This is a genomic window from Acinetobacter amyesii, assembly GCF_002018365.1.
Lineage (GTDB): Bacteria > Pseudomonadota > Gammaproteobacteria > Pseudomonadales > Moraxellaceae > Acinetobacter > Acinetobacter amyesii.
In genome coordinates, this window is record NZ_MVKX01000008.1 from 72,192 (window position 1) to 86,386 (window position 14,195).

A 14,195-nucleotide genomic window follows, 5' to 3' on the forward strand; every position below is an offset into this window, starting at 1 on the left:
ATTACTCCTCACCGTCACGGATGATCAATTGAATTTTTGTTGGGTTATAGGCATTACATGGATTATTCAGTTGCGGGCAATTGGAAATGAGGACGATTAAATCCATTTCGGCTTTAATTTCGACATATTTTCCCGGTGCAGAAATACCGTCATCAAATTTCAAATGACCCTCCGCAGTCACAGGCACATTCATAAAGAAATTAATGTTTGGGCCGATATGGCGTACATTTAAGCCATGTTTTTTCGCAATCGGATGCTGAGAAAGTGCAATCATGAAATTATTACGGCAACTGTGCATTGGGAATTTGTCATGTGCATAGCGAACGGTGTTGCTTTCACATGAACATGCACCGCCTAAAGTGTCGTGACGACCGCAGTTATCATCGTAAATCGTGGCAATTCTATTGCCAAAGTTGGTATAAAGGTCTGAACCTTTTTCTAAATAAATCTGTTGATTAATAGCCAAGGTATCCGTTGCGCTATAACGCTCTTCAGGGCTATTTGCAGAGATAAAAAGCGTATCCACAGCTTGATTACCTTCGAGGTCAACGATACGGAAATATTGCCCTTTTTTGACTTCGCACATCCAAGCTTCGCCAGCAGGACATACCTGATCTAATACTGTTTTTTCTAATGTATGAAATACAGACATTTTAATTCTCCCCAAAATTAAAGTGCGCTAAGTGCGTAGTAACGATTGTTGTTTTGGAACGCACGCTGATTTTGCGGGCAAGAATCACGGCAAACATCTGTATCACCAAGTGCTAAAGCTTTAAACAATGAAAGTTGAATCTCTGCAGGTGCATACACTGTGCTGTTATCCAAACCATGTGGTGCAGCGGATAAAAAGACCAAACAATCCATTTCAAAGCGCAGTTCAATCATTTGATCCATATTGTCTGTATCGATATAAGACAAATTGCCTGCATCATCAGGAGCAACTTTAGAGAATAAATTTAAGGTACTGCTGAGGTCGGTTGCAGATAAGCCAAATTTGGTCATTTCAAGCAGTAAGCTATCCTTACCACTGCGGTACATATCGTTACGGGCATCCTGGAAAGTTTTTGAACCAAATTGTTGTTCGATTTGTTGTGCTGTACTTGGCGCACAAAAAGCATCATTCCAAGCATGGTCATCTTTCACAATAGAAACCATAGCACGACCTAAATCTGATGCCAAAATATGACCCGTACTTAAATATGCCGTATGCTGCCCTTTAAGGCTGTCTGGCATGTTGTAGCGCTCAAGCTTATCTTCACTATTTACACAGTACAGCGCCACATTGGCATTTTGCCCTAGCGATTTAAGCTGTAATACTGCCCCACGCTGAATACGCGCTGACCAGTGGTGTCCACCCGGTAAAAGTTCAGTCCATAGTGCTTTATCGTCATGATAATGTGTTGTGCTCATTGCAGCCTCTGCCTAATTCTTAACTGTTTACCTCCCGGGCTTTTATCCCTCCGTGCAGCTTTGCTTTGAATTAAAACGAAGCCGTGAACTCTCGGTCGCGGTCATACATAGAAATGTATCGGAACCCTAGATCACTTTATGATGTAAGTAGAAAAGCAAAGGCTATGCCAATTTAGTATTACGGTTTTAAAAAATAGTAATACCAATCTTTTGACTGTATAGCGCTGCATGTAAATTCTTGGGCTAACACTTTTTTGCTCTATTATTGAACCTATGTGCATTTGAACGATGCATCATCCTTGTGCATTAACTGAATATTTTTGGGCTGTTTCTAAAAATTTATCTTTGAAAAAAGTAAAAGCCCAATATGGGCATTGGGCTTTTGCTGATTATTCAGGACTTTTTTATTGCATTAACTGACTGCTTTATAAAATGGTACCGAGCCATTCACAGTTGCACGATGCATAATGCGGTGCGCATCACCATAGTCAAACAGTGCTTTGTGCTGCGTGCAGCGGTTGTCCCAAATAGCGACATCACCTTCTTGCCATTTCCAGCGTAAGTGAAATTCTTCCTTCACAGCATGTTCAAACAAGAAAGTCAGCAACGCATCGCTCTCTTGTGCACTCAGTTCATTAATCTGCGTCGTAAAACCTTCATTCACAAACAACACTTCAGCACCAGTTTCAGGGTGTGTACGCACAACTGGATGCACTACTGGCGGGTTTTTACGGAAACTATTTTCAAGCCTTTCGCGGTCTGCTGCTGTTGCGCCAAAGCGCTCTAATGGAAAAGATTTACGAATATCATGTGTTGCTGTTAAACCGCGTAGTTGCTGTTTTAAATCTTCACTGAGCGCATTAAAAGCAGCTGTACCGCTGGCCCACAGCGTATCCCCACCAAATTCAGGGATTTTAATGGCTTGCAGCACACAGCCCAATGGCGGTGTCGGACTAAAAGTCACATCGGTATGCCAAAGGTCATTGTCTCTTAAATCTTGTCTATGGCTATCCAGTACAATCACTTCTGGCGCATCTTCCATCGCAGGGTAAATCGGATGAATATGCAAAGTACCAAATGTTTTTGCCAACGTCACTTGCGACTGTGCGCTAAGCGCCTGCTTTCTAAAAAAGATCACTTGATGCTGCAATAATGCCTGTTTTATTTCCTGCAGCAACGGTGTATCGGCATGGTTTAAATCGATACCTTCAATAACAGCGCCAATGTTTGGATTAATTTGCTTTGCTTGCAATGACATAATTAAATCTTCTTCAATCTCTAAATCTGTTTACAGCTGTTGGCCATACCAAGGCGCCAACTGCTTTTGCAGCCAACGTAAAAATAGCTCAAAACTTACCGCGACAATCGCGATCACAATAATTCCAAGAATCACAGTATCTGTAATTAAGAACTGAGCAGCTGACTGCACCATAAAACCAATCCCACGATCAGCAGCAACCAGCTCTGCAGCCACCAGTGTTGACCAGCCCACGCCCAAGCCAATACGCACACCCGTTAATATGTGCGGCAAAGCTGTAGGTAAAATCACATATTGCAAAACCTGCAAGCGCGTTGCGCCTAAAGATAATGCTGCGCGTTCACGGTTTCTTTGATGGCTGATCACACCATGTGCACTGCTGATAATAATTGGCGCCAAAATTGAAAAGAAAATCAGCAGCACTTTGGTGGTTTCACCAATACCAAACCAGATCACCAATAGCGGTAAATACGCAAGCGGTGGAATGGGACGGAGTAGCTCCACTAGTGGATCAAATACAGCACGTACCCATTTGTTGAGTCCCATCCATAGACCGAGCGGCACACCAATCACAATGGCAGCAATGAGTGCGCTAAACACACGGCCAATACTTTCAGCCAAATGCTGCCAAAGCGTGGCTTTCATAAAACCTTGCTGGCTGACTTCAATAAACTTCTGCCATACCGCTGCTGGGCTTGGTAAAAACAGGTCAGGAATAATTTTCAAAGTGGTTACGACAAACCAAAGCACCAGCAAGCTCAGCACGCTACCGATGCTCACAATAAGTGGCAAATTTTTTCTAAATATAGAAATAGAGGAACTTCTGTTTAATGTTGCTGTTTCTACACGATTTCCGCTTAGATGAGCCTTATTTAATTTTTGAATTTGCGTATTCATATTAAGACTCCACCGCATGTAATTTTTGCGCTTTTAAGCGTTCAAACAACATTTCACGCAACTGAATAAACTGCGGATCAGATTTAATCGCACGTATAGATTCGCCTTTACGGTAGCGCTCAGCAAAATCTAGCTTAAGCGTTTCAACAACCGTCCCTGGGCGTGCTGTCATCAGTACCAATTGATTGCTTAACAAAAGCGCCTCTTCAATATCATGAGTAATTAAAAAGAAACCTTTTTTCTCTTTAATCCATAAATTCAGCACAAACTCCTGCATGCTTTCTCGGGTAAATGCATCGAGTGCAGCAAAGGGTTCATCCAGCAAAATAAACGGTGCATGACTAATCAAGGCACGTGCAATACCGACTCGCTGTTTCATACCGCCTGAAAGTTCCCAGATATTGGCATTTGCTACATGCGACAGCCCGACGGTGTTTAAAATTGATGCAACTTGTGACTTAATCTCTGTACTTTTTAAGCCTTTTAATTTCAAGGAAAATGCCACGTTATCTGACACGTTAAGCCACGGCAGCAAAGCATGTTCTTGAAAGACCACTGCACGTCTTGCATCTGGGCCAGTTAGAACTTCATCATCAATTTTGACTTGGCCTGCGCTCACCTGCTGAAAACCCGCCAAAATATTTAAAAGCGTCGTTTTGCCGCAGCCAGACTCGCCAAGTACAACTGTTAAAGTCGATTCAGGCACGTCCAAATTGATATTTTTTAGTACAGCCACCTCTTTTTCTGGATAGGTCAGGCTAATATTTTCCGCTTTTAAGATACTCATTTTCACATCCTTAAGGCTGAACAAATAAGGCCGTTACATTGCCCTTATAATCGGCTTTGACTTTATCTACTTTGCCTTGGGCTTTTAAAAAGGTCGCTGTATCTAAAATATTCTTGGCAAAATCTGTGCTGAAGCTTTGCGCTTGCTGCTGCTGGTTCAAATAAATATTACCTGACAATAACAACGGAATATCTTTCGCTTCAGAACCAGTTAACTGCGCTATGCTATTGATATAAGCAGTATTCGCTTCAAATGCTTTCGGATCTTGATTGTATTCATCTATTTTCCTTAAAGATGTTTGAACGAAGGACTTTAAAAACTCTGGATTTTGCTCTGCAAAGTCTTTACGAACCACCCAAACATCAAAGGTTGGCGCACCCCATTCTGCAACTTGCTTAGAATCGGTCAGAACTTTACCTGTGGCACTCGCCTTGCTTAAAGCAGGTTCCCATACATAAGTCGCGTCTATATCGCCACGTTCCCACGCCGCAGAAATTTCAGGTGGGCGCAAATTAATAATTTTGACCTCAGCCTCAGATAAATTCCAATGCTTCAATGCAGAAAGTAGGCTGTAATGTGCTGTAGAAACAAAAGGCACAGCAATGGTTTTACCCTTTAAGTCTTCAGGTTTTTGAATGCCTGATTTATTGCTCACCACTAAGGCTTCTGAAGCACCCAGTTTTGCTGCGATAAAAAACACTTCAATAGGTAAATCACGGCTGGCAGCAGCAGCTAAAGGACTGGTACCAATATTGCCAATACTGACATCACCTGATGCCAAAGCATTTACAACGTCTGCGCCCGTATCAAATTTTTTCCATTCTATGGGCTGTTGGCTGTCTTTTTCATAATCGCCATTGGCCTGCGCCACTTTGCTCGGATCAACGCCTGTTTGATAGGCAATAACTACCGCTTTCTGATCTTTTTGCGCAATTGCAGCCGTTGAAGTGTCAGGAGTAGATTTTTTAGCTTGGAAATATACGAAAGCAGCGATCGCCACAATGACGATCGCCGTAATAATTAAAGATTTTGATTTTCCGCTCATATTTTTTTCATAAAAAGTGATAACTAATTCACATACTAATCAGTCAGCTTTATGATGAAAAATAAGTTAATTGACAATATTTATCACAAAATTGCATTTATCGATTAGTGGAATACTTATGCTTTTATTCACTAAACGTCTAGCAATCAATTTTCTGCATGAGATCTTTTAATGGTATTTTTTTACTTCACTAAGATTTCATGGAACATATGACGTAGCCATTGATGGCTAGTTTTATGATGGCAAGACATATGCCAATATTGCTTCACGCCATAGGTTGGAAATGCAATCGGTGCATCAAATATTTTTAAGTTACCGCGTGAAAGTAATACTTCACTCAAGTAGTACGGCACAGTAGCAATCGCATCAGTGTCTTGCACGACTAAGCCTACACCTAAATAACTAGGTAACCGCATTAAAATATCACGTTTTAAATCAAGGTTAAGCAGCTCATTTTCAATATGGTAGTGCCCCATCCCTGCATCAATATCAATATGCGACTCTGATAAATATTGCTCAGTTGTAATGGTGTCACCCGTTAATCGTGGATGGTCCTTGGCTGCAATCACCACATAATATTGCTCAAACAGTTTTTGCTGATAAAAGCCGCTTTCTAAATGCGGTAAAAACCCCAATGCTAAATCGATTTCACCATTCGCCATTTGATAACTGGTTTCAGTGGTAATGGGACGTACATTTAGACGTATTTGTGGTGCATGTTTTTTTAGATATTGGCTGATTTTAGGCAATAAAACCAAATGCGAAACATCGGTCATAGCCAAAGTAAATTGTTGATCTGAAATGGCTTGATCAAAATTAATCGTAAAATTATTAATGGCTTCGACTTTACTCAAGGCTTCACTGACTAAAGGAAATAATTGACGCGATAACTCCGTAGGCACCATTTCATTGCCGATACGTAAAAATAAGGGGTCGTTATAATGCTGTCGTATTTTATTTAAAATATTACTGACTGTAGGCTGACTCATCTGCAAGTGTTCAGCAGCTTGTGACACATTTTTGTACTTATAAACATGAAAAAAAATGCTAAGAAGTTTACAGTCCAATTCAAACACGAAAGATTTAGTCCCTAATTAAATATTGCAAGTTATGCTGTGCATCATCTGCTGTATTATACAAAAAGCCAATAACGAAATATTACTTTTATTGCAAATGAAACGCCAGTTTAGCCTGCTCAGTTGCATTCAGCTTTTCAACGCTCCAATCCATCCGCATAATAGACACAGCTCGAATTTGGATATCAACATGCTTCAAGGAAAAAAACTGGTTTGTTTTGATTTAGATGGCACACTTATTGACTCTGTTGGCGTGTGGAATCAGGTCGATGCAGATTTGATTCAACAGTTGACTGGACAAACCATCCAATTGGATTTCATTCAACGTGAACGTGACATTCAGCTGCAATTATTTAAAAACACCGCAGACCCTTACTTAATGTACTGTAACTATCTAAAAGATACTTATAAAATTGAACAACACACGGCAGATCAAATCAAACAGCAACGATATGCCATTTCACAGCATTTTTTAGAACATATCATCTTGCTTAAACCACATGCAGCGTTATTTGTTCAACAGCTCATTCAGCAAGGCATTCAAGTGGCAATTACCACCACGACCAGCCTGCAAAATATTTATCGATATCAAAAAAATATCAATATTTATCCAAAGCTGCATTTTGAAAATAGCTTTGATCTGATCCTGACCCGTGAAAATGTCAAAAATATTAAGCCGCATCCTGAAGTCTATTTACAGGCGATTCAACATTTTGCCGTTCAACCTGAAGAATGTTTAATTTTTGAAGATTCGCTCATTGGTGTAGAAGCTGCAAATGCAGCAGGCATTGAAGTGGTTGCGGTGTATGACGCATATTCAGAGCACGAAATTGAGCAAATCAAAAATAAAGCGGATTACTTTATCCATGATTTCTCTTCGGTTTTGAACTGAGTTAAAGCAAATATACATTCGCTTTAAAGTTAAAAAAGCAGCCCAATTTAGCGGCTGCTTTTGATATTTTTGCATCAATAGATAATTGATCTATTTTACTTTTTTATAAATGGATCCAGACCCGACTAAATTTCCAGTTTTTTCGTCAATCGCAAATTCAACAGCACCTGTCCCAGAGTTTACAGCGAGTAAACCAGATTCAGCGACAGATGCAGGTACAGGATTTTTCTTTTCAGATTTACCACTTTGTTTATCTTTTAAAGTATTGGTAATGAAATAGTTTTCACCATTTTTACTAATAATCAGCGCATTTTCAAGTTGCGGATCTACAGCGGTATTTTGCCATGTTCCTGCATAATCGGGCGCTGGACTTTGTTTACATGCCGTGAGGAGAACTGCGAGCAACATCGCAGAAAAAAATTGAATCTTTTTCAAAATACTGACCTTCTTTGTCAATGAATTTTGCATTATAGAAAGCCTTGAACAGAACTTAAGTCCGTTCGTGTTGTGCAAAAGTTGCAAACCAAGTGCTGCTGTTTTTCTTTTGTCATGTTTTGAAACATTTGTAGTATTTCATAAAAAATAAGCCCACTTGATCGTGAGCTTATTTAAAAAATTTCAATCTTTAAATTTATACGATTTGACGCATTGAACCGGTTTCTTCAAAAGTGGCATGCCAAGACAATGCTTCTTTTAAAATGTGCGGTGTCTGACCACCACGCTCACAAGCACGTTCAAAGTAGCTCAACAATGCTGCGCGATAATCTGGATGTGCACAGATTTCAATGACTTTACGTGCACGCTCACGTGGTGAAAGACCACGTAAATCTGCCAAGCCCTGCTCTGTAACCACGATGTCAACGTCGTGGTCAGTATGGTCGGTATGACTCACCATTGGCACCACAGATGAAATCGCACCGCCTTTTGCAATCGACTTGGTTACGAAAATGGCAATGTGCGCATGACGAGTAAAGTCTCCTGAGCCGCCGATACCATTCATCATTTTAGTACCCGTCACATGGGTCGAATTTACATTTCCGTAAATATCAAACTCAAGCGCCGTATTAATCGCGATAATACCTAAACGTCGAATGATTTCAGGATTATTGGATAGCTCTTGTGGACGTAACACAATTTTGTCTTTGTACTGATCAAAATTGTTCATCACGTGCTGTGCACAAGGCTCAGATAACGTCATTGAACAGCCCGAAGCAAAATTCATTTTTCCAGAATCAATCAGCTGGAAGGTACAGTCTTGTAATACTTCTGAATACATTTCCAAATCATGGAAATTAGAATGCTCAAAACCTGCAAATACAGCATTAGCAATCGACCCCACACCTGACTGTAGCGGGCCTAAATTTTCAGGCAAACGCCCTGCTGCCACTTCACCTTCAAAGAAATCAATCAAGTGCTGAGCAATCGCTAAGGTTTCAGCATCAGGTTCATCCATTTTAAACTGGGTATCTGGCAGATCATTCAGCACAATAGCTGAAATCTTATCGGGGCTGACATTGATCCCAATCGTACCAATACGCTCACCAACCTGAGTCAGTGGAATTGGCCCACGGTTTGGTCGCGCTTTCGGCACATAAATATCATGTACACCTTCAAGCACTGGGTTAATCGTATTATCAATTTCAATAATCACATGATCTGCCATTTCAATGAAATTGGCTGAGTTACCACATGAACCTGTCGGAATAATTTGACCATCTTCGGTAATTGCAGTCGCTGCAATAACTGCCACGTTAATGCGCGGTAAATTATGATGACGAATATTGTCGGCCATTTCAGACAAGTGTTGGTCAATATACATGACCTCGCCAGCGTTAATGGCTTTGCGTAAACCAGGATCTGCCTGATACGGATAACGACGTTCTATCGCATGCGCCGCATTGAGGCGACCATCGATACTATTTCCTAAACTAGCACCCGTTGCCAAAGTGATACGAAGAGGATGTGAAACTGCATGATCTGCAAGCGCCAAAGGAACCGTCTTTGCCTCACCTGCACCACCAAAACCACTTAAACCAACCACTGAACCATCTTGAATTAACTCAATCGCTTTTTCAGCAGACATTACTTTGTCGCGAAGGGAGAGTAAGCGAATGCGATCTAAACCATTCATAATTAAATCTCAAAAAATAAATATCTCAAAATAAACATCTTTTTTCGCCATCCCAGCGAACTGAGATAGCGTTTGTTATTGCTTATCTAAAAACGTACTTATCTAAAAGCTTACTTATATAAATTGAGGCAAATTAAATCAGTTCAACCGCAATTGCAGTTGCTTCACCGCCACCAATACACAGTGCTGCGACACCTTTTTTACCGCCAGTGCGTTTTAAGGCATGAATCAGCGTCACAATAATACGTGAACCTGATGAACCCAGTGGGTGACCAAGTGAGCAAGCACCACCATGAATGTTCACTTTTGCTCCATCTAAGTTAAATCCATCAATCGCCAGCATTGTAACCATGGCAAATGCTTCATTGACTTCCCACAGGTCAACCTCTTGTGCATCCCAACCGGCTTGTGCAAGCACTTTCTCAATAGCACCGACTGGAGCAATCGTGAACTCTGACGGATGCTGTGAATTTGTGGCATAAGCAACGACTTTTGCCAGTGGTGTTAAACCACGTGCTTGAGCCGTTTCTTCTGATGTAACCACCAAAGCTGAAGCACCGTCAGAAATTGAGCTGGCATTGGCAGCTGTGATCGTGCCGTCTTTTTTGAATGCAGGTCGTAGTGTTGGGATTTTTTCAGGCTTAGCACTTAAAGGCTGTTCATCTGTGTCAACAACGACGTCACCTTTACGGCTTTTAACAGTAACTGGCACGATTTCATTTTTAAAGAAACCACCTTGAATTGCGGCAACGGCTTTATTAAGTGAGTTGATGGCAAAAGCATCTTGCTGTTCACGGGTATAGCCTTTTTTATCTGCCATATCTTGTGCAAGGATGCCCATCGACAAACCTGTCTCAGCATCTTCTAAGCCTTCTTGGAACATGTGATCAGTGGTTTTACCATGACCCATACGATAGCCTGAACGCGCTTTTTCAAGTAAATATGGCGCATTTGACATCGACTCCATACCACCGGCAACAACAATATTGGCAGAACCAGCTTTAATCGCATCAGCTGCTTGCATCACCGCCTTCATGCCTGAACCACAGATTTTATTAATCGTGGTGGCACCCGTTGTATCTGGTAAGCCTGCTTGACGCATCGCTTGGCGTGCAGGACCTTGTTTAAGACCTGCTGGTAATACACAGCCAAAAATAACTTCGTCAATATCTGTAGGTTCTAAACCTGCACGTGCAACAACAGCTTGAATCGCTGCAGCACCTAAGTCTGGGGCTGTACAAGATGAAAGTGAACCCTGAAAACCACCCATCGCTGTACGTACGCCATCTACAATTACAATCATTTCTTATTTCATCCTGTTTTAAATCTTTTAACCCCAAGGAACCATGACTGGTTCCTCAGATTTTCCATCTTAATGTTTTTTACAGTGGTTTCGATGAAACCTTAAGATTGAGCGGTGAAGTATTCTTCAGATAGCTGCATGATAAGTTCAGAACCTGCTTTAATGCGTTGAGCACGAGCAGCAAGGTCAGGTAGAACTTTCTCAACATAGAAATCTGCGAGTACCAGTTTGTTTTGGAAGAAGCTCTCTGGTTTTGCAGCCGCAGCTTTGCTAATACGCGCAAACATATAAACAAAGCTGAGTAAACCAACAGCGTGCAGGTAATCGACTGCCACCGAACTGCTAAAGTCTGGGGTGGTCTTAGATTGTTCAACAATGAATTGCGTTAATGCTTCGACTTCGTCAGAAACTTGCAATGCTGCAGATTTAACTTTTGAATCAGCCATGGTTGCAGCAAAATCACGAATTTCAGTAATGTATTCTGCAATAAATGCACCATTACATTTCGTAGTTTTGCGTCCTATTAAATCAATCGCTTGTACGCCATTTGTGCCTTCGTAAATCTGCGAAATACGTAAGTCACGAATACATTGCTCCATACCCCATTCACGGATATAACCATGACCACCAAAGCACATTTGCGCTTCTAAAGTTGCTTGTAGGGCTGTATCTGTTAGGTAGGCTTTGGCAATAGGTGTCAATAAAGCCACGCGGTCATTGGCTTTTTTCACGGCAGCTTCGTCAGTTGAATATTTTGTAATATCCAGTTGCTGACCAACATACACAGCAAATGCACGCGATGCTTCATTGTTTGCACGTACATTCAACAACATACGACGTACATCACCATGTACCAAAATAGAGTCTGCTGGTTTTTCAGGAGATTTCACACCTGTCGCAGAACGACCTTGTAGACGATCAGTCGCATACTGTGCAGCATTTTGGTAGGCAAATTCTGCGGCGCCAATCCCTTGGATACCCATCGATAAACGTTCATAGTTCATCATGACAAACATCGCCGCAAGACCTTCGTTTTCTTTACCAACGATATAACCTTTGGCACCATCGAAGTTCATTACACACGTTGCCGAGCCTTTAATACCCATCTTGTGTTCGATTGAACCCGCTGATACGGCATTACGCTCACCGACTGAGCCATCGGCATTGACATGGAATTTTGGAACGATAAACAATGAAATACCACGTGAACCCGCAGGTGCATTTGGCGTTTTTGCTAACACAAGATGGATGATGTTTTCACACAGATCATGTTCACCACTGGTGATGAAAATTTTCGTGCCTGTAATGTTAAATGAACCATCTTCATTCGGCTCTGCTTTGGTTTTAATGATCCCCAAATCAGTCCCTGAATGTGGTTCAGTTAAACACATAGTGCCTGACCATTCACCCGTATAAAATTTTGGAAGATAGGTTTCTTTTTGCTCTTGCGAAGCACGGTCATTAATCGCCATACCTGCACCCACAGTCAGTAGTGGATACAACATAAATGATGGATTGGTACTCCAAATCATTTCGTCAGCAAGTACTGTCAACATTTTCGGCATGTTCTGGCCGCCCCATTCTTCAGAAGCGCCTAAACCAACCCAACCACCTTCAGAGAATTGTTTAAAAGCATCTTTAAACCCTGTAGGCGTAGTAACAACACCATTACTAAACTGCGCACCACCTTCTTCATCGGCTGTACGGTTCAAGTCTAGAATAACGTTTTTAGAAAACTTAGCCATTTCTTCTAAAATGGCATTTGCAGTCGCCATATCAATATGAGCTAAGTTTTCATTTGACTGCCAGAACTCATCTGCATTGAATACATCATTTAAGATGAAGTCCATGTCCTTTAACGGCGCATTGTAAATTGGCATTGTACTTTCCTTTTCTACAGGCTTTGTCAGCGTCTTTGACAAAGTACTTTTTTAAAGTTGCACGCTCCCGCACAAAATCATCAAATCAATTTTGTGTGGATTTTTTAAAGATCTGTTTTTTCAGATAGATATCTAAAATGAATATAGATAACGTGTTTTTACTGACAAGTGGAAAATAACCACTTGATAATTTGAGCAGCATTATTTTATTACACTTAAATAAATTTATTGGATTGACTAAATTTATAATTGGTAATTGATTAAAACCAAACATAATAGTACCCATAATCATGTTTAATTTAGGTTGTATTAATAACATAACAACCAAGACCGTTTTGTTAAATGCTGCTTTTGTTGTAAAAGCGAAAAGACAATAAATTAAAAAAAATAAAAATGGAATTTTATTTCAAAAAAATGACCTCAAGGGTTCAGTTTTATTGACATTAATTTTATGCTATGAATTCTATATGCTTTACGCACTCTACTAATGTGTTTATTTTTAAACCAATTTATGTAATATTTGAGACCATAGTGGAATGTAAGATTCACAAGATTTAGCTTAAGCTAGGCTTGTCCACCCTCAAGATGTTTATGGAACAGGTATCATGAGTTCAGTACGCCAACAAAATTTTATCCTTCGCAAGGAAAAAATTTTAGCCATGGCAGAAACCCTGCTATTAGATAATAATCAAGACATCACCTTAAGTGAGTTAGCTTGTGAACTAGATATTGCCAAAGGCACGATTTATAAACATTTTAAAAGCAAAAACCAATTATATTTAGAACTGATTATTTTAAATGAAAAACGATTATTAGAAATTTCAAAAAAATATAATCACGATATTAAAACTTATGTTTCACAATATATGCTTTATAATATGTTGAATTCTAATAGAACCATATTATTACATGTCATTGAAGAACGTCTAACCAATAATGAACGTAAATTAAAAGAGTTATTTGAAGAGCTCTATCGTGTTCGCGAAGAACGTATTATTGAAATTAAGGACATGACCAGTGATTATTTAAAATCACTTGAAAGCGCAATGTCGATTCGTGATTATTTATCCTATATTTGGACGGTCACTTATGGTGCGTCCCTACTCCTTAATTCGACACATTATCAAAAATCTATCGGTTCTCGTGAACGTTTAATCAAGCTATATATTAATCAGGCGCTGATGACGCCAGATAAAATTTCAGCCGTATAAAATGATTTATAAATAAAAAAAGCCGAACAATTGTTCGGTTTTTTTTATACATTAGACAATATCTAAGTTATGCAATCACAGGTGGGAAACCATCTTCGGTTAAAGCGCTAATCAATTGTTCTGCACTGGCACTAGATTCAACATCAACTAATTTAGTAGCTACATCAATAGTGACTGTTGCATTTTCGTCTAAGTCTTTAATCGTTGCTGTCACGCTACGGGCACAACCACCGCATGTCATATTATCAATACGAAATTTCATGATATTCATCCTTCTTTTCTAATAACAACACTATAAACCTTGC

14 protein-coding genes and 1 riboswitch are annotated in these 14,195 nt (G+C 40.2%); of the genes, 2 read left to right on the plus strand and 12 right to left on the minus strand.

Annotated elements, in window-relative coordinates; translation table 11 throughout:
* Position 1: 1 nt before the first annotated feature.
* The 7 genes from B1202_RS12440 to B1202_RS12470 all read right to left on the minus strand — a co-directional run bounded on the left by B1202_RS12440 (position 2) and on the right by B1202_RS12470 (position 6,473).
* Positions 2-652: an urea amidolyase associated protein UAAP2 gene (locus B1202_RS12440; protein WP_078190929.1), complete on the minus strand. Its 651-nt coding sequence runs from the start codon at positions 650-652 to the stop codon at positions 2-4.
* A 17-nt stretch (positions 653-669) separates the two neighbouring features.
* Positions 670-1,410, minus strand: coding sequence for an urea amidolyase associated protein UAAP1 (locus B1202_RS12445; protein ID WP_078190930.1), 741 nt, complete (start codon positions 1,408-1,410; stop codon positions 670-672).
* 29 nt (positions 1,411-1,439) lie between these two features.
* A riboswitch (guanidine-I (ykkC/yxkD leader) is annotated at positions 1,440-1,551 on the minus strand.
* Positions 1,552-1,822: 271 nt separating this feature from the next.
* Complete coding sequence (gene tauD / locus B1202_RS12450; protein WP_078190931.1) at positions 1,823-2,668, minus strand: taurine dioxygenase; 846 nt, start codon at positions 2,666-2,668, stop codon at positions 1,823-1,825.
* A gap of 30 nt (positions 2,669-2,698) precedes the next feature.
* Positions 2,699-3,565, minus strand: a complete 867-nt coding sequence (gene tauC, locus B1202_RS12455; protein ID WP_078190932.1) for a taurine ABC transporter permease TauC — start codon at positions 3,563-3,565, stop codon at positions 2,699-2,701.
* 1 nt (position 3,566) lies between these two features.
* Positions 3,567-4,352, minus strand: coding sequence for a taurine ABC transporter ATP-binding protein (locus B1202_RS12460; protein WP_078190933.1), 786 nt, complete (start codon positions 4,350-4,352; stop codon positions 3,567-3,569).
* Between the two features lie 10 nt (positions 4,353-4,362).
* Positions 4,363-5,397 (minus strand): taurine ABC transporter substrate-binding protein, encoded by a 1,035-nt coding sequence (gene tauA, locus B1202_RS12465; protein ID WP_078190934.1) that lies wholly within the window; start codon positions 5,395-5,397, stop codon positions 4,363-4,365.
* A gap of 182 nt (positions 5,398-5,579) precedes the next feature.
* A complete protein-coding gene (locus B1202_RS12470; RefSeq protein ID WP_078190935.1) occupies positions 5,580-6,473 on the minus strand; it encodes a LysR substrate-binding domain-containing protein in 894 nt (297 codons plus the stop codon).
* A gap of 190 nt (positions 6,474-6,663) precedes the next feature.
* On the opposite strand from B1202_RS12470, the gene B1202_RS12475 reads away from it, so the two are divergent.
* A complete protein-coding gene (locus B1202_RS12475; protein ID WP_078190936.1) occupies positions 6,664-7,365 on the plus strand; it encodes an HAD family hydrolase in 702 nt (233 codons plus the stop codon).
* 90 nt (positions 7,366-7,455) lie between these two features.
* Here the strand turns inward: B1202_RS12475 and B1202_RS12480 are convergent, their stop codons facing one another.
* The 4 genes from B1202_RS12480 to B1202_RS12495 all read right to left on the minus strand — a co-directional run bounded on the left by B1202_RS12480 (position 7,456) and on the right by B1202_RS12495 (position 12,679).
* Positions 7,456-7,773: a hypothetical protein gene (locus B1202_RS12480; protein WP_373685855.1), complete on the minus strand. Its 318-nt coding sequence runs from the start codon at positions 7,771-7,773 to the stop codon at positions 7,456-7,458.
* 223 nt (positions 7,774-7,996) lie between these two features.
* Positions 7,997-9,496, minus strand: a complete 1,500-nt coding sequence (locus B1202_RS12485; protein ID WP_171262652.1) for a succinate CoA transferase — start codon at positions 9,494-9,496, stop codon at positions 7,997-7,999.
* Positions 9,497-9,629: 133 nt separating this feature from the next.
* On the minus strand, positions 9,630-10,799 hold the full coding sequence (locus tag B1202_RS12490) for a thiolase family protein (RefSeq protein WP_078190938.1): 1,170 nt from the start codon (positions 10,797-10,799) through the stop codon (positions 9,630-9,632).
* Between the two features lie 101 nt (positions 10,800-10,900).
* Positions 10,901-12,679 (minus strand): acyl-CoA dehydrogenase C-terminal domain-containing protein, encoded by a 1,779-nt coding sequence (locus B1202_RS12495; RefSeq protein WP_078190939.1) that lies wholly within the window; start codon positions 12,677-12,679, stop codon positions 10,901-10,903.
* Between the two features lie 605 nt (positions 12,680-13,284).
* Here B1202_RS12495 and B1202_RS12505 point away from each other — a divergent pair.
* Positions 13,285-13,890, plus strand: a complete 606-nt coding sequence (locus B1202_RS12505) for a TetR/AcrR family transcriptional regulator (protein ID WP_078190941.1) — start codon at positions 13,285-13,287, stop codon at positions 13,888-13,890.
* 67 nt (positions 13,891-13,957) lie between these two features.
* Here the strand turns inward: B1202_RS12505 and B1202_RS12510 are convergent, their stop codons facing one another.
* A complete protein-coding gene (locus B1202_RS12510) occupies positions 13,958-14,152 on the minus strand; it encodes a heavy-metal-associated domain-containing protein (RefSeq protein ID WP_078190942.1) in 195 nt (64 codons plus the stop codon).
* Positions 14,153-14,195 lie beyond the last annotated feature (43 nt).